Genomic DNA, 23,550 nt, shown 5'->3' with positions numbered 1-23,550 from the left:
AGGGAACAACCCCCGACCACGCTGCGGCGACCCTCTCCCAGCAACCGGTGCTTCACCTTAGCCGAGGATCGCACCGATGAGTGGAAGTGTTACAACCCCCCCCCCCCCCCCCCCCCCGGGGGGGCACCGCCGGTGCGGCGGCCCCGCACGGGCGGCTCAACGTTGCGGCATGTCGACCGGTCGCATGAGCCGGCGCTGGGCGGCCAGCCGGAACGGCGCGTTCGCCGCGCCGTATCCCGCATAGCCGCCGCGCCGCTCGACGATCTCGAAGAACATCCCGTCGCCGAAGGGGCGGCTGTAGAGTTGCAGGAACTCGCCCCCCGATCCCGTCTCGTCGCGGTCATAGAGCAGGTTTCGTGCCCTGAGCGCGTCGATATGACCGGCAGACAGGTCGAAGCGCGCGGCCAGGTCATCGTAGTAGTTGGCGCCGATCGGCAGGGCCTGAAAGCCCAGCGCCTCCAGCCGGTCGGCGGTGGCCATGATGTCGTCGGTGGCAAGGGCGATGTGCTGGGTAGCGGCGCCAAAGGTCTGGGCAAAGAACTGGCCGGCCAGCGTGCGCTGCCCCTGAGCGCCGTTGAGCGTCACCCGCAGCGCCCCGGCTTGCACGGCCTGGCTGCGCACCAGCCCGTCGGGGTCGGCGACATCCAGCATCGGCGCCTTCTCGGCCGAAAAGAGCGTCGTGTAGAACAATGTCCAGCTCAGCATCTCGTCATAGCGCATCGTCTGAGCGATGTGGTCGATGGCCTTGAGGCCCGCGCCTTCGCCCACGCTTGCCACGGGCCGGAAATCGACATCCCACAAATCAGCTTCGCCGCTTCCCGCATCGACCAGCCGCAGCAGGCTGCCGCCCACGCCACGCAGCCCGGGAATGGCCATTTCGCCTGGTCCCGGCGGATCGCCGAAGGGTTCGGCCCCCAGCGCGACACCCCGCGCATGAGCAGCGCGGGCGTCGGGCACGGCCAGCGCGATCTCGCTGACGCAGGTGCCATGGTTGACGAAGGCGGCGTGCGCAAAACCCTTGGTCGCGGTGTTGATCAGCACGTTGACCCCACCCTGCGCAAAGCGGCGTACCGGTTTCGAGCGATGGTGCCCGGTCTCGGCAAAGCCCAGCGTCATCAGCAGCGCGGCCAGCGCCGGTGCTTCCGCCTCGGAGGTCGCGAATTCGACGAACTCGACGCGCTCCACCGTTGCCGGGGCCGGAAAGGCGGGCAGATCGACATCCAGCGCCGGCTCGGCGCGGCGCACCTCGTCCATCAGCGCGACCAGCGCGCGATGCCCGTCCAGTGCCACGAGCCGGGGCAGCCCGGCCCGGAATTCGTCGTTGAAGATCTCCAGACTTAGCGGCCCGGCATATCCCGTCGCGGCCACTGCCCGCATGAAGCCGGTCACATCGAGATCTCCCTCGCCCGGCATGTTGCGGAAGTGCCGTGACCAGTAGAGCAGGTCCATCGGGATGCGCGGCGCATCGGCGAGTTGGACGAAGAAGATCCGGTCGCCGGGAATGCTGCGGATGGTGTCGGGATCTATGCCGCGCCCGAGCGTATGGAAACTGTCGAGGATCAAACCCACCGCAGGGTGATCGGCACGACGCACAACTTCCCAAGCGTCGCGGTGGTCGTTGATGTGACGCCCCCAGGCCAGCGCCTCGTAGCCGACGCGCAGGCCCCGTTCGGCGGCGATCGCGCCAAGCTCTGCGAAATCCGCGGCCAACCGGTCGATCCCGCCCATCGAGGCCGGATGCACCGAAGAGCACACGAGGATCAGGTCGGTGCCCATCTCGGCCATGATGTCGAACTTTCGGCGGGCGCGGGCGAAGGCCCGGCTGCGCAGGGGTTCCGGTAGACCCTCGAAATCGCGGAAGGGCTGGAACAGCGTGATGGCAAGCCCGTGGTCGCGCACCATCCGGCCCAGTTCCGCTGGACCGATGTCGGAAGCGATGAAATCCTGTTCGAAGATCTCGACGCCGTCGAAACCTGCTGCGGCGATTGCGGCGAGTTTCTCTTCCAGCGTCCCGGCGATGCAGACGGTGGCGATCGAAGTCTTCATGGCGTGGACTCGGCGGCGAGGGCTTCGCGCAGGCGCGCCTCGTCGAGCGGCAGCCCAGTGAAGAGCTTCCACGCGTCCACGCCCTGTCCGATGAAGAGTTCGTAGCCCGAGATGACATCCAATCCGGTGGCCTTCGCGTCGCGCAGGAACTCGGTCTCGACGGGTGTATAGATCGCGTCGAAGGCCCAGCGTGCACCCGCCATTGCGGCGCGTGCCAGCGGGGTGCCGGGGTGGCCGACCATGCCGACGGGAGTGGCGTTCAAGATTCCTTCGGCGCCCTGCGCCATCGCCGCTGCATCCGTGCCCGTCGCCACCGCGAGCCGGTCGCAGTAGCCGCGCAGCGCGGCGGCCAGCGCCTCGGCCCGGGCGGGGTCGGTATCGGCGAGCCGGATCTCGGTCGCCCCCAGTCGTGCCAGCGCAAAGCCGATGGCGCGCCCCACGCCGCCCGCACCGATTACCAGCACGCAGCCTGGCGGCATGTCTCCACGCGCGCGCCGGTAGGCCGCGATGAAGCCCGACTGGTCGGTGTTATAGCCACGCGGCCCGTCGGGCTCGAACAGGACCGTGTTCACGGCGCCAAGCGCCCGTACCGTCGGGTCGTCGATGCGCACGCGGCACGCGGCGCGCTCCTTGTAGGGATAGGTCACATTGATCCCGCGATAGCCTTGCGTGGCCACCATGTCGAACAGTGCATCGAAGCCTTGCTTCATCACGGTCGGGACCAGCCGATCATAGATCACCTCGACTCCGTTCTGCAGCCCCGCCAGCACATGGAAGCGCGGGGCGCGGGAGGCGCCGATGTGGTCGCCGATCAGCCCCAATCGGATCGCGCGCATGGTTCACACCGCCAGGCGGCCGGCTGCCTGGACGGCAACGCGGTAGCCCTCGGCCCCGAGCCCCGCGATCACGGCCGTTGCGACCTTGGAAACCAGGGAATGGTGATAGACTGCCTCGCGCCGGTGGATGTTCGAGATATGCAGCTCGATCACCGTCCGCGGAAACATCTTGAGGGCGTCCATGATCGGCACCGAGGTGAAGGTTAGACCGGCCGGGTTGATGACGATCGCCGCGGCGCCGGTGTCGATGGCCTCGTGGATCCAGTCGATGATCTGGCATTCGGCGTTCGACTGGCGAAAGACCAGCTCGCGCGGTGCGGCGGCGGCACGGCACATGGCCTCGATCTCGGCCAGCGTGGTGTGACCGTAGATCTCCGGCTCGCGCAGGCCGAGGCGGTTCAGGTTCGGTCCGTTGAGGACATGGATCGCACCGGACATTCCGGGTCCTTTCTTCAGGTCAGCCCGCGTAGCCGAACTGCCGTGGTAGCCAGAGCACGAGGTCGGGGAAGGCGGTGATGACCACCAACGCCAGCACCAGCGCGGCGATGAACGGCAGGAGATCGCGGATGATGTGGCGCAGGGGCGCCCCGGTAATCGACTGCATGATGAAGATCAAAAGGCCATAGGGCGGCGTGATCAGGCCGATCATGATGTTGACCACCGCCACCACGCCGAAATGCACCGGGTCGATGCCCAGCGCAGTCGCGGTCGGGATGAAGACGGGCACGATGATCAGCAGGATCGCCGTCCCCTCGAGCATCGCACCCACGATCAGCAGCACGATGTTGACGAGGATCAGGAACTGCAGCGGCGTCAGGTTCCAGCCGGCCAGATAGGAGCTCAGCGTCTGCGGGATGTTCTCGGCTGTGACGACGTAGTTGAAGACCAGCGCCCCCGCAATCAGCATCCCGATTGCCGCAGAGGACCGCGCCCCCGAGGTCAGGGCGCGATAGAGCTGGCCCAGCGAGATCGACCGGTACAGGACGGCGGAGATCAACAGCGCATAGGCAGCGGCGACGGCGGCGGCCTCGGTGGGCGGCATCACGCCCGAATAGATTCCGCCCAGCAGCACGATGGGCATCATCAGCGCCGGAAAGGCGTCCAGGGTGACCCTCGGCAACTCGCGCAAGGGTACCGGCGCCTCGACGGGGAAATTGTGCCGCCGCGACTGGATGACCACCAGTACCATCAGCGCCAGCGCCATCAGCAGCCCCGGCAGGATGCCGGCGAGGAACAGGTAGCCGATCGAGGCATTGGAGACGAGCGCATACAGGACCATCGGTATCGATGGCGGGATGATCGGTCCGATCACCGCGGAACTCGCGGTCAATGCAGCGGCAAAGCTCCGGGTGTAGCGTCCGTCGCGGGTCATCATCTCGGCGATGATCCGCCCGCTTCCTGCGGCATCGGCAATGGCCGAACCCGACATCCCCGAAAAGATCACCGACTGCACGACGTTGACCTGTGCAAGCCCGCCCCGGAATCGTCCGACGAAGGCGTTGCAGAACTTCAGCAGCCGGTCGGTCATCGAGCCCGAGTTCATCAGCTCGGCCGCCAAAATGAAGAGCGGCACGGCCAGGATGACATAGCCTGTGAACATCGAGTTCAGCAGCCTTTCGGCCACCAGCCCCATGTCCTGCCCGCGCAGGTAGAGATAGAGCACCGAGCCCGAGATCATCGAAAGACCGATCGGCAGGCCGAACAGCGCAAGTCCGCAGATCACCAGGAGGGTGGCGGTGAAGGGATCCATGGATCGGTCCTTGCGTCCTGTGATGCCGGGGGCAGGGGGTCGTGGCCCATGACGGCACGCGCCGCCAGCCACACGTATCGGGCGATGATGGCGACCGCGAAGACGACATAGATCGAATAGAGCCAGTCGAAGCGGATGCGCAGATAGGCGGTGCGCTGCACCTTCATGAAGGTCACGTAGTCCCAGACTGCCGGCAGCGAGAGCAGGAACAGGCCCACGACGACAGTCGCGATCGCCACCGTGAAGAAGCGCCGGACCGCCGGCCTGACCGCCCCATAGACGATGTCGAAGCGGATCTCATCGCGCTCGCGCAGCACGAAGGCCGCACCGAACAGCACCAGCCAGACCCACATCACCGAGCTCAGTTCGGCCGCCTTGCCCGAGGGCCATTGCAGGACGTAGCGGAACAGGATCGTCACCAGAAAGGCGCCGAACATCACCGCCAGCATCATCGCGGCCAGGCCCTCGGCGACCCGGTGCAGCCACAGCGCGGCTTTCCGTGCCGCCTCGATCATCGCGTCCTCCAGCGCAGGAGGCGGCCGCCCGCGGCGGCCGCCGGTAGTTCGGATCAGAGATTGTTGATCCGCTCCAGCATCCCCGCCGGCCAGTTGGCCGAAAGGGGGGATTCAAGATATCGCTTCTGCGCATGGGCACGGAATGCCGCGACATCGGGTTCGTAGACTTTGAGACCCTTGGAGCGGAAGAAGTCGGCCAGTTGCGCCTCGCGTGCCCGGTGCTGTTCGGCCGACCAGGCCATGGCCTCGTCGGCTGCGGCCTGGAAGGCGGCCTGCTGTTCCGCCGACATGGCGTTCCAGGCCTGCGAAGAGATCGTCAGCAGGTCGAAGGCCACCAGGTGCGATGTCAGCACGATCTGGCTCATCACCTCGTAGAACTTCATGTTCTCGACGTTGGGCAGCGGGTTGTCCTGGCCGTCGATGGCGCCGGTCTGCAGGCCGGTATAGACCTCGGCATAGGCCATCGCGGTTGGGTTGGCGCCCAGCGCCGCGCCCAGGAACTGCCAGGCCTCGCCCGGCGGCATGCGCAGCCGGATTCCGGCCATGTCTGCTGGCGTGTTGATCTGCCGGTCAGGGCGCAGTCCGACGTGGCGTGTGCCGTAGTAAGTGGGGCCCAGGATGTGGATGCCGAGCTGTTCCTCGGCCATGGACTTCATCTCTTCGCCCGCGTCCGAGGCAAAGAAGGCCATCAGATGATCCGGGTCACGGAACAGGTAGGCCGCAGTCAGGATCGACCAGGCTGGAATCTGGTTGGCGATGTCCTGGGGCGCGATGTTGCCCATCTCCAGGTTGCCGCGCTGCAGCGCGACCAGCTCGGTACCCTGACCGAACAGCGTGCCGCCGTAGTGCAGTTCCAAGGAGAAGTCATCTGCCACCGCTGCGGCCAGGCGCTCCATCATGCGGGCCCGGATGTCCTGATCCGAGAACACGGCCGAGAAGCGCAGCACCGGCTTGCTCTGGGCCATGGTGGCGCCGAACGGGGCCGCGCCGATGGTAATGGCGAATGCTCCGGCAGCCAGGGCCGCACGGCGCGTGATTCCGGTCTTCATGTCGTCCTCCCTCGTTCCGTTGATGAAACGGCGTGGCCCTTCTGTCGTGGCGCCACATGGACCGGCAGCCTACATCATAGCAATCATAATTCAACAGGCTTATTGCGGATCAACATACAAAAACGGATTCATATGGTGATAAGCACGGTTGCCGGGTCAACCGGCTCGTGAAAGAAATGGGCCGCAGCGCAAGCAAGGATCGGCGATGCTCGATTCCACCAGCGAGGAAGTCTACGGAGCAATCCGGCGCGACATCATCCACGGCGTGCTGGCGCCGCGGGCGCGGCTGCGGCTGGAGGCCCTGCGCGAAAGCTATGGGGCAGGGCTCAGCACGCTGCGCGAGGTGCTCAACCGTCTGGTCGGAGAACGTCTTGTGGTGGTCGAGGGACAGCGCGGCTTTGCCGTGGCGCCGGTCACCCAGGCCGAGTTCAGCGACCTCGCCTCGCTGCGCGAACTGCTCGAGGTCCACGCCCTGCGCGAATCCTTCCGGAAGGGCGACCTGGAATGGGAGGGGCAGGTCGTTGGCGCCTACCACAAGCTGGGCCGGATCGAGGCGCGCATGCTCGACGGCGATCGCAGCCAGTCGGAACTGTGGAAACGCTACGACAAGGAATTCCACCACCGTCTGATCGCTGCCTGCGCCTCGGCCGAACTGCTGGCCGCGCATGCCAGCGTCTTCGACCGCTACCTGCGCTATCAGATCATTGCCGTGATTTTTCGCGGCACCGAGGCCGCCGAGGAACATCGCATGCTGCGCGACTGTGCGCTGGCCCGGGACGCCGACCGCGCGATACAGGTACTGGCCGGGCATATCGCGGCCTGTGTCGAGCACACCGCAGCACTGGGCCTGCTGGCTTCCGATGGAGACTCGGTGGCCCAGTTCGATCCGCCGCGCGAGACGGTCGCGGCTTCCGTCTGGCGCAAGGTGCGCGGCGACATCCTGAGCGGTGCGCTCGTGCCTGGCCGCAAACTCAGGCTCGAGGGACTGCGCGATCAATATGGCGCCTCGGTCAGCACGCTGCGCGAGGTGCTCAACCGGCTGGCCACCGAGGGGCTGGTGTTGGCCGAGGGGCAACGCGGTTTCGAGGTTGTGCAGGTCTCACCGGAAAACCTGCGCGAACTGGCCGAACTGCGTCTGCTGGTCGAAGGGCAGGCGCTGGCGGATTCCTTCCGCCGCGGCGATGTCGACTGGGAGGCGCGGGTCGTCGCCGCCTATCACAAGCTGGCCGCGATGGAAAAGCGCATGGACCAGGGCGACCGCAGTCAGGCCGGCCTGTGGAAACGCCACGATTGGGAGTTTCACCAGGCGCTGATCTCGGCCTGCGGCTCGGACGTGCTCATGCATCTGCACGGCGGCATCTTCGACAAGTATCTGCGCTATCAGATGATCGCATTGTCGTTTCGCGGCAGCATCGCCGCCGCCGAGCACCGCGCTCTGCTGGAGGCGTCTCTGGCCCGGGACGCGGATGCGGCCAAGGCGATCCTCGAGACGCATCTGATCGGCGGGGTCGAACACGCCCTGGCCAGCGGCTCGATTTGAGGGCCGGGTCGCGGTCGATCCAGCGAAGCAGTTCGGAACCGAGCCAACGCCCGGGCATGGAAGGTTCCGCCGGCGCCCCTGACATGAAGTGGTGACCTCTGAACGCCGGGCGATGAGCTGCGCCTCCGGTCCGTTTTCGGAAAGCCCCGTATCGACCGCCGGACCATAGTCATGGCCGATGCCATGGCGATCGGTGCAGTGCCTGTGCGTTCGAGGATGCGCTTCTCGGCTGCGACAGGCCAGGCGACCTCGGCGAGCCCAGATCGCGTCCCGTGTCCGCCAGAGCAGTTCCCGCAGAACCGGCAACCGGTTCGTCGTCAGACTTGGCGGCGAGGCGGAGAGGTCCGGAGGCCGCTGATCGGATGATGCCGATCAGGCATTCGGTCGGTCCGCCGGCACCGGCAGGGCCGCCTCGATCTGCGCCCGTGCGCGAGACCGCAGGAGATGGTCGAGCATCTCGAGGTCGTTCAGGAGTTCGACGGGGTTGCGGCGGCGCGCGCCGTCGAGGGCCGTCCTCAACCAGTCGCTCGTGTGCGGATGCGCCAGGACCCAGTCGATGCGAGCCTCCGCTTCCTGCAGATAGTCCGCCAGCCGCTGGTCGAATTCCATTGCCTCCTCCTAAGGGTTATTGCCATCAGGGGTTGCAGACAGGGCACAGTCCAGGATCTTCGGTCTCCGCCGCAACCGGCCGTTCGAGCGAGTGACCGCAGCCTGCACAGACAGCCACCTCCGCCCGCAGGGCGGTGGTAGGTTCGCCGCACCAGGTGCAGGGCAGGCCGGTCAGGCGCTGAGTGACGGCGAAGCCGGGGCGCGAACAATTCGGACAGAGGCTGCGGAATGTGCGGACGAGATCGATCGTCGCGCGCCTGATCGCGCGCATCCGCGTCGGATTCCGGTTGGCGCGCATGTCCGTCTCCACATGGGCCGCACCGCACAGCGCCAGGACGTTCTCCACGGACTGCGTGAGCGCCGAAACGGTGTAGATGCCCTTGTCGAGATACCGGTCCGGCGTCGGTGCGCCATCCGCAACGCCGGTGACGATGAGGCCGTGACGGGGAAAGCCGATCCGTGCGGCGAAGGCTCTGGCGGCCGCAGCGGTCTCGACCGTCTCATGGGCGAAATTCGTTGACAGGTCTGCATGATGACCGATCAGCTCGAGGCCGGTGTCGCGGTCGCGCAATACCACGATCTCCCGGCCCATCGGCACGATGGGCAGGAGCGGGTGCGGTCCGAAGGCCCCCTCGCTGGCGATGGCGACGCGAGCGTGGGGATCGTGAGCGAACGCGGCCTCGATCTTGGAACGGGCCGCGTCGAGCTGGCTGCCCCTGCGTTCGATCTCGCGGCTGAAGGTGCCGAACCGGTCGGTGTCGAAGCCATGCGGGACGACCACGTCCAGTCCGAGGCAGCCTTCGAGCAGCGGCCGGACGACCCGTTCCTTGCCATGCATGGTTGCCAGCACGGCGCGCTTGCCCGCGAGCGACCAGGCAGATGCCCCGTTGACTCCGGTCGACGGCATCGCGCTAGAGATAGCCGCTCAGTCTGAGACGCTCGAAGGCATCTTCGGCTTCATGGTCCATCAGGCGGCCTTCGCGTTCTTCGGTCTGCGTCGCCTCGAGCTCGGCGATGATGTCCTCGACGGTGGCGGCGTCCGAGGCGATGGGCGCCGTCGTCCCGACCTCGCCGAGCGAGCGGTAGCGGTAGCCCACCTTCGCGAAATAGAGCGGAACCAGCGGAATGCGTTCGCGCGCGATGTATCGCCAGACGTCGATCTCCGTCCACGACAGCAACGGATGGATACGCACATGCGCGCCGGGCGGCAGGCTCGTGTTGAACTGATCCCAGAATTCCGGCGGCTGATCGCGATAGTCCCAGTCGCCGTGCTGATCGCGCGGGCTGAAGACGCGCTCCTTGGCCCGGACGGATTGTTCGTCGCGGCGGATTCCGGCGATCAGCCCGGTGAATCCGTGTCGTGCCAGGCATTGTTTGAGGCCTGCGCTCTTGCGCGCGGCAAAACGACTTGCTGGCGGCAGCGACGGATCAATCGCCTCGATCGGCGGGCAGATTTCGGCGATCAGGTTCAATCCCCATTCCGAGGCGTAGCAATCCCGGAACGCATAGGCTTCCGGGAACTCAGCCTCGGTATCGAGATGGACGACTGGAAACGGCACCCGTCCGAAGAACGCCTTGCGGGCGAGCCAGATCATCACGTTGGAATCCTTGCCGAGCGACCAGAGCATCGCCAGAGAGCCGACCTGGCTGAAAGCCTCTCGCAAGATGAACACGCTCTCGTTCTCGAGCTGGTCGATCCTGTTCATGGGGGCGCGCATCTGCTTTTCGCACGAATGTCCTAACGGCGGTTAGTTGTGCGGGGGTGCCGCCTGAGCAGGCCGGCCCACCGCTGCGGCTTGCCGGGTACCGCATGAGCGACCGCGATGGTGTCATGCGACCGCCTCCAGCTTGTCGATGCCGGCGCGCGCTGCAGCCGGCTCCCAGCGGAGATCGCCGGCATAGCGCCAGGCGAGCTGCCCCGCCTCGTCGATCTCGAAGAGGTGCAGCCAGCGATTGTCGAACAGGGCGCGCACGTTGTCGTGCCGCCGCAGGATGTCCGTCATCGCCTCCCGCGGTGCCTCGATGCAGACCGTGAGGCGTACCGGTTCATGGACATACCGCTCGCCGTCGTGGACGGACTGCCACGGCAGGCCGGCCCGCATGCTCCCGCCATTGCCCTCGAGCACGCCGATGCCGCCGACAACATTGTGCAGGAGCTTGTTGCCGGAGCCGAAGGTCTCGGGTGCGACCGTCGAGCCGTAATATTGCAGGCTTATCCAGCTCGCCACCACCACCGGCGCGGTCAGGATCAGTTCGAGCACGGCGAAGCCGCGCTGTCCGTCCTGTCGCCAGTCATAGTCGTGGAGGAAGGCTCTGCCCTCGAGGCTGCGGCCTGCGGTTCGCCGGCGTGGCGCGGCAATGAAGAACCTGCATCCGGCAAGCCCCCATTCAGGACGAACCTCAGCCCAGTTGCGAGCCCTCGCTCCGATTGCGCGCTCATCCGACGCGAGCGGCAGCCGCAAGGCACGCTCCCCCCGCGTCACCCTGCCGGCGGCGTCGAGCCAGCGCCGCACCCTGGCCAGATCAGCGGCATGGCGGTCCGTTGCGACGTCGCCATCATAGAGGGTGACAGTGTCGGTGGTCGTGTCATGCAGTGCGGCGACGAACAGCGTGTCTTCCGGCACCGTGATGCCCTGTTGCGCCAGCCCCTCGCGCACATCCGCAGCGTTGAGGAGCCGTGCCAGCAGGCGGGCATTGACCTCGCCCGAATAACCTCCACAGGCGCCGCAATGCAAGCCGCTGGCAAAGGGATTGTTGACGACGTTGCCGCCATGGCCGGCGAGCAGCACGATCCGCGCGAAACCGTCGGTCAGCGACATCGCGCGCAGGATCGTCGCGGCCATGGTCACGCGGGTATCGCGATCGGGTTCTGGCACGAAGCGCGGCGCCGGGTCGTTCGGCATCGGCATCCGGTCGAACCCGAAGGCGTCACGAACGAGTTTCGCCGCATAGACCGGTCCCGTCGCCTCGACGAAGGCGAAGGAGGAGACGGCCGCAAGCTTGAAGCGGCCCCAGGCGCGCTTTGCACGCGCCCGGCAGCGCGCCATGAGATCGGCGTCCCGGTCGGTCGCGTCACCTGCCGCTGACGTGACGGTCGGATTGAGCAGGACCGGCAGCCGCAACTCGTCGATGTCGGAGGCGAAGCGCCGATGCTTGGCAAAGACGCCGAAGAAGCCGGCAAAGCCGAGGGTCCGGATCGACGGATCGACGGATTCGAGCGCCCTGCGGAAGACTTCCGAACGCACATCTATGCAGAAGGCGGCCTGCAGCGTCGGCCGGCTGCTGTCCGGCTTGGGCGCCGGTGCCGTCAGCGCGCCAGCGAGAGCGCGCTGTGCCGCCCGCTCGGCCGCCTCCTGGAGGATCTCGTCGATGACGTCGTGCGGCGACGGCACGATCGGCGCGGCATGGGCGCTGCCGACCGCCGCCCATTGATCGGCGACGGCGGCCTCGTACCGAAGGAACAGCGCCTCCTCCCACAGCAACCGTATCGCCAGCAGATCGGTGATCGTCGCATCCGTTCCCCCTGCCAGCTCGGCCCGCCAGAGCTCGTAGCGCGCAAATTGCGCCCAGCCGCAGAGCGACAGCAGAAGCTGGTGGAAATAGGTGTCGAGCGCGGCGGCACCGAGACCCAGCCGAGCGACGGCGCGGACCATCGCGTCCTCTGGCAGTTCGGGGGCCTCCGCGACAAAGGCCGCGAACCCCTTCAGGCCCATGATTTCCGGCGTGAGGTCGTGGATTGCGTTGTCGCGCCAGGCAGTCCAGGCGGACCGGCGCCTGGGCGCGGCCCAGAGTGCCTGCCCGCGATCGAAATAGCCGCCGGCCCAGACACCGATCCGATCAGCGAGGAGTCCCGGCCAGTCGATGCCGCTGGCGCGCGCCGCCAGGTCGGCCACCGTCGGCAGCTGGTCAGGCGCGGGGCGGGATTCCCGGCTCGCCGCCTTGAGCGCCGCGACATCGGCCGGCCGTCCGGCATGCGGCGAGGCCGCCAGCGCTGCGGCCAGGTCATCGTCGGAGATCTCCTCAGCCCGGATCCGGTTCTCGTACCATGACCGCGGCATCGCCACCGGAACACCGCCGACGCGCCCCAGCAGGGCAGCCGTATGCGCCAGGCTCAGGTGCGTCTGGCCGAGGAACGGGTTCACCGCGACAGACGTTTCGAGCGGCCACAGCGGCGGGATCTGCCGAGCTGCGCGCTCGGCCGCAGCGCGCAGTGCATCCACTCCGCTGAAGGGGGTCGCGCCGGTCTTGGTCATGGCTGTTGGGTCTCCCGAGTGTCAGGACGCATGCCGGGCGGACCAGTTGCCGATCAGCCGATCGGTGACCGCATTGGCATACAGACCGTTTGAGAGATGGACGCGCAGGCCGGCTGCGGCCGGATGATTCGACCACAGCGGGAAGGTCGCCTGCGCCACGGCGACAAGGCCGAAACTGAACAGGGCGAGCATGATCAGCGCCCATTCGAGCGGACCGGGCGCCGGCGTCGGCGGCACGGTTCCGGCGGTGAGCCATTCGGCAGCCGTCTGAAGGGCGAAGTAGCTGAGCGACGTGATCACCGAATAGAGCACCGTGCGCCGCGTCAGCTCTTGCGGTGCGGCGTCGGCGAGCCCCTGGGCGATCAGATAGGCGACGCCGAAGATCAGGATGGTACCGAGCGCGATGGCCTGGGGCGACTTCGACTCGAAGCCGAAGCCCAGTCCGATGACTGCGTAGATCGTAAGGGCCAGGCCGAAGGCGCGGGCGACGGCGCGACCGCCGGGGATCGCGACCGGACCCGGCCGGCGAATCGACGAAACAACGTCGACGGCGGTGCCCGAGGCGAGGAACGCATGTGCCTTGTAGAGCGAATGAGCCACGATGTGCAGAAGCGCCAGTGCGAACAGCGCAAGGCCGCACTGCATGATCATGAAGCCCATCTGGGCGATGGTCGACCAGGCGAGCGAATTCTTGACGGCCGACTGCGAGAGCATGGCAAGGCCGGCCAGAAGCGACGTGAAGCCGCCGATCATGACGAGAACCGCCAGCACGCCGGGGCCGAGCAGCATCACGTCAGCGAAACGGATCAGCAGGAAACCGCCGCCATTGATGATGCCGGCATGCAGGAGGGCCGACACCGGGGTTGGCGTCTCCATGACCTCGGTCAGCCAGCCGTGAACCGGAAACTGCGCTGACTTGAGGATGGCAGCGAGCGCGAGCAGGCCCGCCGCCACGGTCACGCCTGCGGGCATGACACCGTTCCTCGCTTCGGCGAGGATCGTCGCGATGTCAGCCGTTCCGTAGCCGATCGCGAGCAGCAGCGCGGCAAGGATCAACGTCGCGTCTCCTGCCCGCGCGACGATGGCCTGCTTGCGCGCAGCCCGAATGGCCTGGACCCTCGTTCCGTAGAAGAGCAGCAGGCGGTGCAGGCAGAGGCTGGTCGCGATCCAAGCGCCCACGAAGAGCACGAGGCCGCCAGCCTGGACGAGCAGCAACACGGCAGCAAGCGTCGCTGCCATCCAGCCCAGGAAGGCGCCCTGACGTGCCTCACCGTCGAGATAGGTTGCCGAGAAGCGCATCACGATCCAGCCGACGAAGGCCACGAGGACCAGCATCGTTGCGCTTACGACGTCGATCCGGATCGACAGGCCGATCGTCGCGAGCGCGGACTGCGGCACTGTCCGCGCCCCTGTCCAGATCAGGATGGCTGCAGTCAGGACCGTCGCCGCGAAGGCGATCAGCGTCGCGGCCTCGGCGAGCCTTGCAACGCGTGGCGGACGCCGACCGGGATTCAGGAAGGCCACCAGTGCAGCAACGGAGAGAGCTGCGGGAGCGATCAGAGGGATGATGGTGAGGGTCATGGGCAGCTTGTCTAACGATGCGGACCAAAGCCGCGCCGTTTGTAAGCTGCCATCGCAACTCAATGAAAATACATTGTTGTTGATTTATCGTTCGATTAAAGTGAACGATATGAACGATCTCAACTTCCATCATCTGCGCTACTTCCATGTCGTCGCGCATGAAGGGAACCTGACCCGCGCGGCGGAACGGCTGAACGTCTCCCAGTCGGCGGTATCGACCCAGATCCGCCTGCTCGAAGAGCGGCTGGGCCAGCGGCTCTTCGAACGGCGGGGCAAACGTTTGCTGCTGACCGAGGCCGGTCGGATCGCGCTCGACCACGCAGACGCGATCTTCGCGGCTGGCGAGGAACTGGTGAACACGCTCCGCGAGCGGCCGTCGAGCCGCGTCCAGGTGCTCCGGATCGGGTCGCTGGCAACCCTGTCGCGGAACTTCCAGATCGGTTTCGTGCGGAGGCTGCTCGAGCGCGACGATGTCGAAATCGTCATACGCTCCGGTGCACTCGGCGATCTCCTCCGTCAGCTCGAGGCACACCGCCTCGACGTCGTGCTCGCCAACATCGCGCCGCCGCGCGATACGGCGACCCCATGGATCTCGCATGTGATCGACGAACAGCCGGTAAGCCTCATCGGAACCGTCGACCGCATCGGCGAGAACATCGGATTCGAGCTCCTGCTTGCGCGGGAACCGCTCATCCTGCCGACCGTCGAGAGCAGCATCCGTTCCGGCGTCGATGCGCTGTTGGAGCGACTCCGGATCCGGCCCCGCATCGTCGCCGAGGTGGATGACATGGCCATGATCCGTCTGCTCGTGCGCGAAGGCGCAGGACTTGCGGTTGTTCCCCCGATCGTTGTCAGGGACGAGCTCCTGAACGGTAGGCTTGCGGAGGCCTACAGGTTCCCGGACCTGCGCGAAACCTTCTGTGCCATCACGCTTCCGCGCCGGTTTCCGAACCCGCTACTGGTCACGTGCCTGGATGGGTTCGCGCCGGGAAAGCCGGCAATGACCGCTGGGATGCGTTGACCACGGCCAGTCACTGCTCTGGTCCCGCCGCGCGCCTTCAACCGATGCGTTCGAGCGCCGGGAAAGCGTTGCTCAATCCCGGTCCGGGGCGGCGACGAGCATCGATCGGGCCGCGAACACCGCGGTCGGCAGCGGCTCGGGCGCGCCCCAGCCTACCGCAAGCCAGTCAAGTCCCAGCGGATTGAAATCTGCGGCCGGTGTCAGCCACGGGCGGCTCTCGTCGCGTCCGGCGAAGTGCTTGTGCAGGATGCCGTCGATACGAAAGACGATGTCTGCCGAACCGTCCTGCGGCACGTCGCCGGTGCCGCCCGACAGCGTCAGCGTCCTGGCGCCGGCCGCGGCGCGGCGCAGTCCCGACGGACGGGTGAGATAGGCATGCCGGAGTACTGGCGGCGGGTTGGGCGAGCCATAGCCCCACAGGCGTATCCATTCGACGCGGAAGGCATCGAGGTTCGGGTCGAACCAGACCCGCTCGAGATCGGCTTCGCTCGCCAGCCCCTGGAAGTCGAACCAGTTCCAGACCGGAGCAGGGCCGACGAGGATCTCGGTCAGTCGCCAGTTGGCATAATGCCGCGTCTCGGGGATCGCATTGAAGAACGGCATGTCGACCCGTTTCAGCCATTCGGCATAGCCGTCGGCATCGGCATGCGGCCCGATGCTGTAGGCGATGAAGATGACCAGCGGACAGTCCTCGAGGCGGCGCGCCGGATCGGGCAGGGCGATCACCTCTCCGCCTCCTTGAGGAACCGCTCGATCACGGCAGCCGTGTGGCGGTGGTGATCGGGATCCGTCCAGGCCAGCAGCCGTGTCTTGCGCGCGCCCGCCACGAGCCCGGCCACCTCATCGAAATATTCGAACAGCATGTCCGACGTCGAACAGATCACGTGCACCGGCAGTTTCAGCAGCGGCAACCGCTCGCGCTTGGGATGCCGGAAGGCGGCGCGGTAGGACAGGTGATAGGTGCGCATCGCCTTGAGCACCTCCACCACGAAATCATGCAGGGTCTCCTCGTCCGGAAGCCCGTCGGGCAGGCGGCCGTCGGCCGTCCGGTTGTAGTAGGGCCAGAACAGGAACTGGTCGCGGCAGAAGTGCCAGACCTTCATCAGATGCGTTGCTTCCGCATCCGGACGAATCTCGCGGGCATACCGCTCGAGGACCTCGGCCTGACGCCCGGCCCGATAGAGACCCATGCCGTCGATAGTCAGACTTGTCACCCGGCCGGGATGGGCCAGCGCGATCTCCATCGCGATCGATGCGCCGGTATGGCTGCCATAGAGGTGGAAGGGGCCGTCGATCAGCATGGTGATGGCCTCGAACGCCGTTGCCGCCAGATCCGCGATCTCCGGCTGCGCCATCGCCAGCGGCTCGGAATCGCCGTTTCCGGCCGTGTCGGGGGCCAGCGTCGGCCGGCCGAGCACCGCCAGCTCGGCCATGAGGGGCTCGAGCTGCTTCGAGGAGCCGGGCGATTGATGGATCAGCACCAGCGGCATCGCATCGCCACTGCCCGTCCGGCGCAGATGCATCTGTCCATGGGAGAGATCGGCAAACTCGCGACGGATGCGCCTTGCCGTGATCATGCGCAGGCCCTTCCGGCAAGCTGCGTGCCCAGCCTGCGGCCGAGCCAGCGCCCGAGGGTCAGCGCCGGGGTGACGCTCATCCCGGAGACGAACCCCTTGCCGGACAAGGTCGCGCCGCCGATCGCCTCGCCCAGGGCATACAGTCCGGATATCGCGCTGCCGTCTGCCCGGCAGGTCTCCATCCGGTCGTTGACCCGGATCCCGGCCGGCGTCTTGAGAACGATCCCGTGCATCTTCACCGCGCGGTAGCGCGGACCGCGGATCGGCATCGGACAATGGCGTCGTCCGGTCGGGTCGGGTGCCGTTCCGGCGCAGGCCGCCGCATAGTCGGTCAGACTGGCAGCAAGCCGTGCGGGATCCATCCCGGTTGCGGCGGCCAGCCCGTCGACCCCCTGCGCGGTCACGAACGACGGATGCCCGGACCACGCCTGGTCCAGTTCCTCCCTGGTCCATCCGGGCAGCAGCGGCGGCGCCGCCTCCAGCACCGCATCGTCGAAGACGCACCAGAACATCAGATCGGCAAGGTCGTTCAGCGCATGCTCGCGCGCATCGACGCTTTCGTCGTCCTCGCGAACGAAGCGCCTTCCGGTTCCATCGAGATGAATCTCCCAGGGCTGCCGCACCTGCGGTGTCAGGCTCGGCATCTGCCGCCACACGATCCGGTTGTCGCCGGGCCGGGAGACGATGCCGGCATAGGTCGGCAGGAACAGATCCTGTCCGACGATGGCAGCTCCCACGGCTTGCGCCATCTCGATACCTGATCCCGTGGACCCCGGCATCGCGGCGGTGAACAGTGGCCGCCCCTGCGTCAGGCGTGCGAACATGTCGCTGTTGGCGCCGTAGCCACCGCTCGCCAGCACCACCGCACCGGCCGCGATCCGTTCCGATCGACCGCCATCGACCGGTACAATCTCGACACCCTGGACGGCCGACCCCGGACCGGTCAGCAGACGGCGCGCCTGCGTCGACAGCCGCAGCGTCGCGTTGGGGGCCGCCATCGCCCGCTCGAATTGCGGCGCGATCGCCTTGAGGATCGACAGACCGCCCTCGACTCCCCAATAGGTCCGCGCAACCCGGTAGGCCTCGTGCAGATGCAGGATCGCCGGGCACTGCGGATCCATCTCGAAGCCGAGATCGAGCAGCCAGTCGATCGTCTCGCCCTGCATCGGCACGGTACGGCGCAGGATGTCGGCGCGCCCGGTTCCGCGGTTGATGCGCAGGATGTCGCGGATATGCGCTTCGGGGCTGTCGTCGATGCCGCGCGCAATCTGCACGCGCGCGCCGGCGCCGCTCAACTGGCCGAGACTGACATGCAGTGTCCCGCCGGGGCGTGGCTCCTGTTCGACGACCAGCACACGGGCACCCGCTGCGACGGCTTCGATCGCACAGGGCATCCCGGCGGTACCGGCACCGACGACGACGACGTCATAGCTGTCCAAGATACCCCCCGCCCGCCTTGCATCCCCGGTACTTCCCCTCCGCAAGCCGATCGGGCGCGGGCTGTTCAGAAAACCGTGGACAAGTTGATCTATATATAAGACAGTTCATCCAACGAAAAGAGATACAGACCACATGATCGGCGAAGTCGCCGACCAGGCAGTCAGGTCCACCAGGATGCCGGATGGGAAGGCCCGGCAGGATGGGCAGGAGGGGGTAAGGATAGAATGCGCGGCGTCGATCTATTCCGGAGGTTCCAGAGGGCCGGAACGATCCTATGCGGGCTCCTGCTGATCGCCTTCACGGGGCTCGTCGTCTACTCGGTCGCAAGCCGCTACCTGTTCTCGGCTCCGCCGATGTGGGGCGAGGAGATACCCAAGCTGCTGTTCGTCTGGATGATCTTCATCGGCGCCGGGTTCGCGCACTTCTCCGGCCACAACATCCGCATGACGGCGCTCATCGAGCGGGTACCGCCCCGCCCCCGTCGCATCATCGAGCTTGTGATGCATGGTCTGGCGGTCGTCATCCTGCTGGTGATCCTGTGGTATTCGGTTCCGATCCTGCAGTTGACGGCGCGGACGAATTCGCTCGCCACCGGCCTGTCGGACATGTGGACCTACATTGCCCTGCCGATCGGTGCCCTGCTGCTGCTGGCCAACGAGGCCTTGCGCATCCGAAGACTTCTGCGTGGCCATGTCGACGACCCGGTCGACCTCGGCAGCGAGCGCTGATGCAAGCCGGACCCGAGATGCAGTCATGCTGCTGACGATCTGCATCATCCTGCTGTTCGTGTTCGTGCTGCTCGGCATGGACATCGCCTTTGCCATCGGGGTTGCCGCGCTCGCCTTCATCGCCGCGAGCCAATTCGATGCCCGCCCGGTCAACCCGGTCCTGTTCGTGCGTACAGTGACCAGCGGCGTTGACAGTTTCGCGATGCTCGCGATCCCGATGTACGTCTTCGTCGGCGAGCTGATGACGAGTGCCGGCGTCACCCGGCGCCTGATAGACTTTGCAGCCAGCCTCGTCGCCCACCGGCCGGGTGGCCTCGCCAATGTCGGCATCACGTCGAATCTGTTCATGGCAGGGATTTCCGGATCGGCGGTGGCAGATGCGGCCGCGACCGGTTCGATCCTCGTGCCCGAGATGAAGAAGCGCGGCTATTCGGCCCGCTATGCTGCCGGCGTCATCTCGGCGGCGGCCGCGATGGGTCCGATCATTCCGCCCTCGATCCTGTTCATCCTGCTCGCCTCGATCGCCAACCTGTCGGTCGGCGACCTGTTCATCGCAGGCATCCTGCCCGGGCTTCTGATGTATGTCGGCCTGATCGCGATGAGCGGCTATCTCGCCCGCCGCAATGGTATCCCGATGGAACCGAAGGCCAGCCCCGACGCCCGGCGGATGGCGATACGCGCCGGCATCCTGCCGCTCGGAGCGCCCTTGATCATCATCGCAAGCAAGGTGTTCGGGATCGCCACGCCGACGGAGTCGGCGGCGATCGTCGTGCTTTACACGATCGTCATCGGCACGCTCGTCTACCGCGACCTGACCCTCAGGGGCTTCCTGGACGCCGCCATTGCCGCCGCGATGACGACCGCTGTCATCATGATGACGGTCGCGTTCAGCCAGATCTTCGGTCAGATCGCCGTCCTCGCCGGGCTGGGCCGGATGGTGCAGGCGACGCTGCTCGGCATCAGCGACAATCCGTATGTCCTGTTCTTCGTCATCAACCTGATGCTGCTGGTGCTCGGCACGTTTCTCGACGCGCTGCCGCTGATGCTGATCCTGTCGCCGATCCTCTTCCCGTTGATGACCGGCTTGGGTGTCGACCCCATCCATTTCGGGCTGGTGATGGTCTTCAATCTTGTTCTTGGCATGATCACGCCACCTGTTGGCCTGAATCTGTTTGTGATGTCGCGAATATCAGGTGTTGGAATATTGAGTGTGTTTCGGGGTGGATTGCCATTTTACATGGTGCTGTGGGTTACCCTGATCATATTGACGTACGTTCCTTGGTTTTCGACGTTCCTTCCTCACCTGCTCAGGAAATAACGACCAGACTGGACAACCGGAGGACTTGAGATGACGACTAGCATGACGCGACGCGGTGTTCTCGGTTCGGCTGCGGCCGTTGCGGCCCTGATGGCCGTTCCCGGCCCGGTGCGAGCCGCCACGGTGCTGCGCTACGGCAATGCCGGCGGTCCGCAGACCGTCTCGAACACCTTCAACAAGGCCCTGTCCGACAGGATCTCCGAACTGACCGGCGGTGAACTGTCCTTCGAGATATTCGCAGGCACGCTCGGCGGCGAGAAGGATCTGATCGAGTCGATGGCGCTCGGCAGCCTTGATGTCTACAACGGCGCCTATACCGGCACCGTCGAGTTCGACGTGATGTACTCGCCCTATTTCTTCCGGGACGGCGCCCATGCGAAGGCGGTGCTGGCGACCGAGATCGGGCAGAAGGCATCCGCTGCGCTGGAGAGCCGCTACAATGCACGTCTGCTCGGCGTCGGTCGGCTCGGCAGCTACAATCTGATGCTGAAGGAGCCGATCGGCTCGCTCGCCGACCTGAAGGGCCGCAAGATCCGCGCACCGCAGATCAAGGGATGCATCGAGGCGCTCCAGCATTTCGGCGCCGCGCCAACCCCGATCCCGTTCAACGAGGTCTACCTCGCCCTCCAGTCCGGCATCGTCGACGGCGTGCTGACTGCTCTCAATCCGGGGGTGCAGTTCAAGTTCTACGAGGTCTGCAAGCATGTGGTGGTCCCCGATTTCGGGCTTGCCCTCGACAAGGAGGTGATCTCGCTTGCCGCCTGGAACGCGTTGAGCCCGGAGCACAAGGAAATCCTGCAGAAGTCCTTCGACGAACTCGAGGAGACCAACTACTACCTCGTCGGCCTCGCCTCGAAGCCGAAGGATCTGGAGGCATGGGCTGCGGCGAACGGACCGGATGCCCTGCTCGAGCTGGATGCGTCCGACCTCGCCGCGCAGATGGCGCCGGTCAACGAGCGGCTGGCTAACGAGGCGTTCGGCGATGGGGCCTGGAAGCTGATCCAGGACACGCAGGCCTGAACCGGATCGAGCGGAGCCGTTGACCGATGGTGATGACCTCGCATCCGACGGGTCTGCCGATGAAGGCCGAGCAGGTCTTCTTTGCCGACCCGGCGATCGACCGGCTGCTGGCGATGATCATGACGCTGGCCGCGGAAGTCCACGTCACGCGCGACCGGCTTGCCTGCCTCGAATTCCTGCTCGAGAGCGGTCAGCCGGTGACCCGCGAGGCTCTCGACCGCTTCCAGCCGACGCCGGAGCAGGCGGAACGGCTCGACGCGGCCCGCAGGGCACTGTCCTCGGAGCTGATGTTCTGCACGCTCGGGATAGAGGCATCGCTCGGCGCGCCTGAAGAGGGCGTCGACAGGTTCGACAAGAGCTGACCCCGATCGACCCGGATCGACGATCCGGGTCGCACCTCATCTGCGGAGTGCCACGATGTTGGAAGATATCCCTCCGGACCGGGCCTTCACCGCCTATCAGGCCTTCGTTCTCGACTGCAAGCTGTACTGGACCCGCTCGATGTTCCCCGAGCTGCGCAAGCGATACCACGCTGCGGTCGCGGCGGCCGGTTCTCCGCCGCGCACCAGCGCCGAGGTCGCCGAGCTGATGAAGGACGACACGACCGCGCAGTTCTTCGGCTGGTACGAGCGGCATCTGCAGAGGATGAAGTATTCCGGGCTGCGGGGCCTGGCCGTCCACTACGACCAGTATCGCGACCTGATTGGCCGGGCGCTGGCTGCCGAGGTGCCCGACCGTCTGCTCGAGCTCGATCCGGACTTCAAGCAGCCCGAATACTACACCTCGATCGACATCCATCAGCATCCCGGCGGCGTCTGGTCTGACGAGATCGCCGGCTACGTGTACGAGCGCGGCGCCCAGTCCACCGCGCCGATGCTCGACAAGGCGGCCAGCCTCTGGCATCGCATGAAGGAACAGGCGCTGTCGCGCGCCGGCGGCGAGGTGAAGCGTGTCGTCGATCTGGGCTGCGGATTCGGCGGCTCGACGCAGCCCTACTATGCCGACCATCCGGATATCGACGTGATCGGGATCGAGCTGTCGGAGCCCTGTCTGCGGCTTGCCGCGCAGCGCGCCGCCGAACTGCAGGCGCGAAACGTCAGGTTCAGGCAGGCCGATGCGATCGCCACCGGGCTGGACGAGGGATCGAGCGACATCGTCACCAGCACCATGATGCTGCACGAGATGCCGCCCTCGCATGTCAAGGGCGTGTTCAAGGAATCCTACCGGCTGCTGAAGCCGGGCGGCCTGTCGATCCACCTCGACTTCCTGGTGCGCGACGACCCGTTCAAGGAATACGTCCACTACGGCCATTCGCGGCGCAACAACGAGCCGTTCATGGTACCGCTGAACAAGATGGACATCGTTGCCGCGCACAGGGAGGCCGGCTTCGACGAGGTCGAGATCGTTCCCTTCGAGGAATTCGACGGATCGCTTTCGCCGGAGATGACCGCCTGGCGGTTCCCCTGGACGATGATCATCGCCCGCAAGGCCGCATGAGCGGCCTTGTCGACATTACCGGGCTGAAGCTCCTGGTCATGGGCGGCGGCGCCGGAATCGGCCTGTCGGCGGTTCGGATGGCGACCGCCGCAGGCGCCGAGGTCGCCGTCACCACCATGCCAGACGAGACCGCGGCAGAGCAGGTGGCATTCCACACCCCGTGCGATGTGACCGACGCGTCGGCCGTTTCCGCCGCCGTCGAGGCTGCCGTGGCGGCACTCGGCGGTATCGACGCGGCGATCGTGACGGCAGGAATCTTCGAGCATCGCGGCGTTGCGGAGACGAGCGATGCGGACTGGGCGCGCGTCATCGCCGTGAACCTGACCGGCCCGTTCCATGTCGCCCGCGCGCTCGAACCGCATTTTCGAGCCGCCGGAGCCGGTTCGCTGGTGCTGTTCTCGAGCCAGGTCGGGCTTGTCGGCCATCGCCGCGCCACTGCCTATGCGGCCTCGAAGGGCGGCATCAACGGTCTGACGCGCACCCTCGCGATCGAGTTCGCCGCCTTTGGCGCAAGGGTCAACGCGGTCGCGCCCGGCCCCGTCGAGACCGGCATGACCGCCGTCGCCCGCGCCGATCCGGTGCGTCGTCGTGCCCTGCTCGAAGCGGTGCCGCTCGGGCGGTTCGGCCAGCCGGACGAGGTCGCCTGCGCCGCCCTCTACCTTGCTGCGCCGGCCTCGGCCTTCGTGACGGGCCATGTGCTGGTCATCGACGGCGGTGTGACGGCGATCTGACAAGGCATCGTCGATGCCGGCCGCAACCGGAGGAGAAGG

22 protein-coding genes and 1 pseudogene are annotated in these 23,550 nt (G+C 66.4%); 9 read left to right on the top strand and 14 right to left on the bottom strand.

The window, feature by feature from the left end; all coding sequences use genetic code 11:
• Positions 1-156 precede the first annotated feature (156 nt).
• From EDC22_RS09245 to dctP, 6 genes are read right to left on the bottom strand one after another with little or no spacing between them, the layout of a single operon-like run.
• Positions 157-2,046, bottom strand: a complete 1,890-nt coding sequence (locus EDC22_RS09245) for a bifunctional sugar phosphate isomerase/epimerase/4-hydroxyphenylpyruvate dioxygenase family protein (protein WP_132806340.1) — start codon at positions 2,044-2,046, stop codon at positions 157-159.
• Positions 2,043-2,882: a shikimate dehydrogenase family protein gene (locus EDC22_RS09240; RefSeq protein WP_132806339.1), complete on the bottom strand. Its 840-nt coding sequence runs from the start codon at positions 2,880-2,882 to the stop codon at positions 2,043-2,045. The genes EDC22_RS09245 and EDC22_RS09240 overlap by 4 nt, the downstream gene beginning before the upstream one ends.
• A 3-nt stretch (positions 2,883-2,885) precedes the next feature.
• Complete coding sequence (locus tag EDC22_RS09235) at positions 2,886-3,320, bottom strand: type II 3-dehydroquinate dehydratase (RefSeq protein ID WP_132806338.1); 435 nt, start codon at positions 3,318-3,320, stop codon at positions 2,886-2,888.
• A gap of 19 nt (positions 3,321-3,339) precedes the next feature.
• Positions 3,340-4,632: a TRAP transporter large permease gene (locus tag EDC22_RS09230; protein WP_132806337.1), complete on the bottom strand. Its 1,293-nt coding sequence runs from the start codon at positions 4,630-4,632 to the stop codon at positions 3,340-3,342.
• Entirely contained in the window at positions 4,602-5,147 is a 546-nt protein-coding gene (locus EDC22_RS09225) for a TRAP transporter small permease (protein WP_132806336.1), read from the bottom strand. Before EDC22_RS09225 ends, EDC22_RS09230 begins: the two co-directional genes overlap by 31 nt.
• 53 nt (positions 5,148-5,200) lie before the next feature.
• The gene (gene dctP / locus EDC22_RS09220; RefSeq protein WP_132806335.1) at positions 5,201-6,196 is read right to left on the bottom strand and encodes a TRAP transporter substrate-binding protein DctP; all 996 of its coding nucleotides are present in this window, start codon (positions 6,194-6,196) and stop codon (positions 5,201-5,203) included.
• Positions 6,197-6,401: 205 nt separating this feature from the next.
• Between dctP and EDC22_RS18090 the strand changes: the two are divergent.
• Positions 6,402-7,049, top strand: a pseudogene (locus EDC22_RS18090) (GntR family transcriptional regulator); the annotation flags it as partial.
• Entirely contained in the window at positions 7,047-7,736 is a 690-nt protein-coding gene (locus tag EDC22_RS09215; RefSeq protein ID WP_425385525.1) for a GntR family transcriptional regulator, read from the top strand. The pseudogene EDC22_RS18090 and the gene EDC22_RS09215, both read left to right, overlap by 3 nt.
• Positions 7,737-8,108: 372 nt before the next feature.
• Here the strand turns inward: EDC22_RS09215 and EDC22_RS09210 are convergent, their stop codons facing one another.
• The 5 genes from EDC22_RS09210 to EDC22_RS09190 all read right to left on the bottom strand — a co-directional run bounded on the left by EDC22_RS09210 (position 8,109) and on the right by EDC22_RS09190 (position 14,179).
• Complete coding sequence (locus EDC22_RS09210; protein ID WP_132806334.1) at positions 8,109-8,345, bottom strand: hypothetical protein; 237 nt, start codon at positions 8,343-8,345, stop codon at positions 8,109-8,111.
• Positions 8,346-8,370: 25 nt separating this feature from the next.
• A complete protein-coding gene (locus EDC22_RS09205; protein WP_132806333.1) occupies positions 8,371-9,252 on the bottom strand; it encodes a DUF6671 family protein in 882 nt (293 codons plus the stop codon).
• Positions 9,253-9,256: 4 nt separating this feature from the next.
• The gene (gene cysD / locus EDC22_RS09200) at positions 9,257-10,051 is read right to left on the bottom strand and encodes a sulfate adenylyltransferase subunit CysD (protein WP_132806332.1); all 795 of its coding nucleotides are present in this window, start codon (positions 10,049-10,051) and stop codon (positions 9,257-9,259) included.
• A 123-nt stretch (positions 10,052-10,174) separates the two neighbouring features.
• Positions 10,175-12,598 carry a YbcC family protein gene (locus tag EDC22_RS09195; protein ID WP_132806331.1) on the bottom strand — a complete coding sequence of 808 codons (2,424 nt, stop codon included), beginning with the start codon at positions 12,596-12,598 and terminating at the stop codon, positions 10,175-10,177.
• A gap of 21 nt (positions 12,599-12,619) precedes the next feature.
• The gene (locus EDC22_RS09190) at positions 12,620-14,179 is read right to left on the bottom strand and encodes a proton-conducting transporter transmembrane domain-containing protein (protein ID WP_132806330.1); all 1,560 of its coding nucleotides are present in this window, start codon (positions 14,177-14,179) and stop codon (positions 12,620-12,622) included.
• Here EDC22_RS09190 and EDC22_RS09185 point away from each other — a divergent pair.
• Entirely contained in the window at positions 14,163-15,200 is a 1,038-nt protein-coding gene (locus EDC22_RS09185) for a LysR family transcriptional regulator (protein ID WP_425385522.1), read from the top strand. The two genes, EDC22_RS09190 and EDC22_RS09185, sit on opposite strands and share 17 nt — an antisense overlap.
• 72 nt (positions 15,201-15,272) lie before the next feature.
• On the opposite strand, the gene EDC22_RS09180 is transcribed toward EDC22_RS09185, so the two are convergent.
• Genes EDC22_RS09180 through EDC22_RS09170 form a run of 3 tightly spaced genes read right to left on the bottom strand, consistent with a single transcriptional unit; the run spans position 15,273 to position 18,216 of the window.
• A complete protein-coding gene (locus tag EDC22_RS09180) occupies positions 15,273-15,926 on the bottom strand; it encodes a hypothetical protein (protein ID WP_132806329.1) in 654 nt (217 codons plus the stop codon).
• Complete coding sequence (locus tag EDC22_RS09175; protein ID WP_132806328.1) at positions 15,923-16,777, bottom strand: alpha/beta fold hydrolase; 855 nt, start codon at positions 16,775-16,777, stop codon at positions 15,923-15,925. The genes EDC22_RS09180 and EDC22_RS09175 overlap by 4 nt, the downstream gene beginning before the upstream one ends.
• A complete protein-coding gene (locus tag EDC22_RS09170) occupies positions 16,774-18,216 on the bottom strand; it encodes an FAD-dependent oxidoreductase (protein WP_132806327.1) in 1,443 nt (480 codons plus the stop codon). The genes EDC22_RS09175 and EDC22_RS09170 overlap by 4 nt, the downstream gene beginning before the upstream one ends.
• 225 nt (positions 18,217-18,441) lie before the next feature.
• Here EDC22_RS09170 and EDC22_RS09165 point away from each other — a divergent pair, with 225 nt between their 5' ends.
• The 6 genes from EDC22_RS09165 to EDC22_RS09140 are packed head-to-tail and all read left to right on the top strand — an operon-like array spanning position 18,442 to position 23,511.
• Positions 18,442-18,945, top strand: a complete 504-nt coding sequence (locus EDC22_RS09165) for a TRAP transporter small permease (RefSeq protein ID WP_132806326.1) — start codon at positions 18,442-18,444, stop codon at positions 18,943-18,945.
• Between the two features lie 25 nt (positions 18,946-18,970).
• Positions 18,971-20,263, top strand: a complete 1,293-nt coding sequence (locus tag EDC22_RS09160) for a TRAP transporter large permease (RefSeq protein WP_165926842.1) — start codon at positions 18,971-18,973, stop codon at positions 20,261-20,263.
• 30 nt (positions 20,264-20,293) lie between these two features.
• Entirely contained in the window at positions 20,294-21,283 is a 990-nt protein-coding gene (locus tag EDC22_RS09155; protein WP_132806324.1) for a TRAP transporter substrate-binding protein, read from the top strand.
• A gap of 26 nt (positions 21,284-21,309) precedes the next feature.
• Positions 21,310-21,645 carry a hypothetical protein gene (locus tag EDC22_RS09150; RefSeq protein WP_132806323.1) on the top strand — a complete coding sequence of 112 codons (336 nt, stop codon included), beginning with the start codon at positions 21,310-21,312 and terminating at the stop codon, positions 21,643-21,645.
• Between the two features lie 55 nt (positions 21,646-21,700).
• Positions 21,701-22,780 (top strand): class I SAM-dependent methyltransferase, encoded by a 1,080-nt coding sequence (locus EDC22_RS09145; RefSeq protein WP_132806322.1) that lies wholly within the window; start codon positions 21,701-21,703, stop codon positions 22,778-22,780.
• Entirely contained in the window at positions 22,777-23,511 is a 735-nt protein-coding gene (locus tag EDC22_RS09140) for an SDR family NAD(P)-dependent oxidoreductase (RefSeq protein ID WP_132806321.1), read from the top strand. Before EDC22_RS09145 ends, EDC22_RS09140 begins: the two co-directional genes overlap by 4 nt.
• The last annotated feature ends 39 nt before the right edge of the window (positions 23,512-23,550 follow it).

The organism is Tepidamorphus gemmatus, from assembly GCF_004346195.1.
In the GTDB taxonomy this organism is placed as follows: domain Bacteria; phylum Pseudomonadota; class Alphaproteobacteria; order Rhizobiales; family Tepidamorphaceae; genus Tepidamorphus; species Tepidamorphus gemmatus.
The sequence above is the reverse complement of the archived record's forward strand: the minus strand, read 5'-3'. Positions and strand labels throughout refer to the sequence as shown.

Bases quoted from the DNA above. Each gene is read 5' to 3' on its own strand.
- EDC22_RS09245 (WP_132806340.1), bottom strand. From the start codon at position 2,046: ATGAAGACTTCGATCGCCACCGTCTGCATCGCCGGGACGCTGGAAGAG.
- EDC22_RS09240 (WP_132806339.1), bottom strand. From the start codon at position 2,882: ATGCGCGCGATCCGATTGGGGCTGATCGGCGACCACATCGGCGCCTCC.
- EDC22_RS09235 (WP_132806338.1), bottom strand. From the start codon at position 3,320: ATGTCCGGTGCGATCCATGTCCTCAACGGACCGAACCTGAACCGCCTC.
- EDC22_RS09230 (WP_132806337.1), bottom strand. From the start codon at position 4,632: ATGGATCCCTTCACCGCCACCCTCCTGGTGATCTGCGGACTTGCGCTG.
- EDC22_RS09225 (WP_132806336.1), bottom strand. From the start codon at position 5,147: ATGATCGAGGCGGCACGGAAAGCCGCGCTGTGGCTGCACCGGGTCGCC.
- dctP (WP_132806335.1), bottom strand. From the start codon at position 6,196: ATGAAGACCGGAATCACGCGCCGTGCGGCCCTGGCTGCCGGAGCATTC.
- EDC22_RS09210 (WP_132806334.1), bottom strand. From the start codon at position 8,345: ATGGAATTCGACCAGCGGCTGGCGGACTATCTGCAGGAAGCGGAGGCT.
- EDC22_RS09205 (WP_132806333.1), bottom strand. From the start codon at position 9,252: ATGCCGTCGACCGGAGTCAACGGGGCATCTGCCTGGTCGCTCGCGGGC.
- cysD (WP_132806332.1), bottom strand. From the start codon at position 10,051: ATGAACAGGATCGACCAGCTCGAGAACGAGAGCGTGTTCATCTTGCGA.
- EDC22_RS09195 (WP_132806331.1), bottom strand. From the start codon at position 12,598: ATGACCAAGACCGGCGCGACCCCCTTCAGCGGAGTGGATGCACTGCGC.
- EDC22_RS09185 (WP_425385522.1), top strand. From the start codon at position 14,163: ATGATGGTGAGGGTCATGGGCAGCTTGTCTAACGATGCGGACCAAAGC.
- EDC22_RS09190 (WP_132806330.1), bottom strand. From the start codon at position 14,179: ATGACCCTCACCATCATCCCTCTGATCGCTCCCGCAGCTCTCTCCGTT.
- EDC22_RS09175 (WP_132806328.1), bottom strand. From the start codon at position 16,777: ATGATCACGGCAAGGCGCATCCGTCGCGAGTTTGCCGATCTCTCCCAT.
- EDC22_RS09165 (WP_132806326.1), top strand. From the start codon at position 18,442: ATGCGCGGCGTCGATCTATTCCGGAGGTTCCAGAGGGCCGGAACGATC.
- EDC22_RS09160 (WP_165926842.1), top strand. From the start codon at position 18,971: ATGCTGCTGACGATCTGCATCATCCTGCTGTTCGTGTTCGTGCTGCTC.
- EDC22_RS09155 (WP_132806324.1), top strand. From the start codon at position 20,294: ATGACGACTAGCATGACGCGACGCGGTGTTCTCGGTTCGGCTGCGGCC.
- EDC22_RS09150 (WP_132806323.1), top strand. From the start codon at position 21,310: ATGGTGATGACCTCGCATCCGACGGGTCTGCCGATGAAGGCCGAGCAG.
- EDC22_RS09145 (WP_132806322.1), top strand. From the start codon at position 21,701: ATGTTGGAAGATATCCCTCCGGACCGGGCCTTCACCGCCTATCAGGCC.
- EDC22_RS09140 (WP_132806321.1), top strand. From the start codon at position 22,777: ATGAGCGGCCTTGTCGACATTACCGGGCTGAAGCTCCTGGTCATGGGC.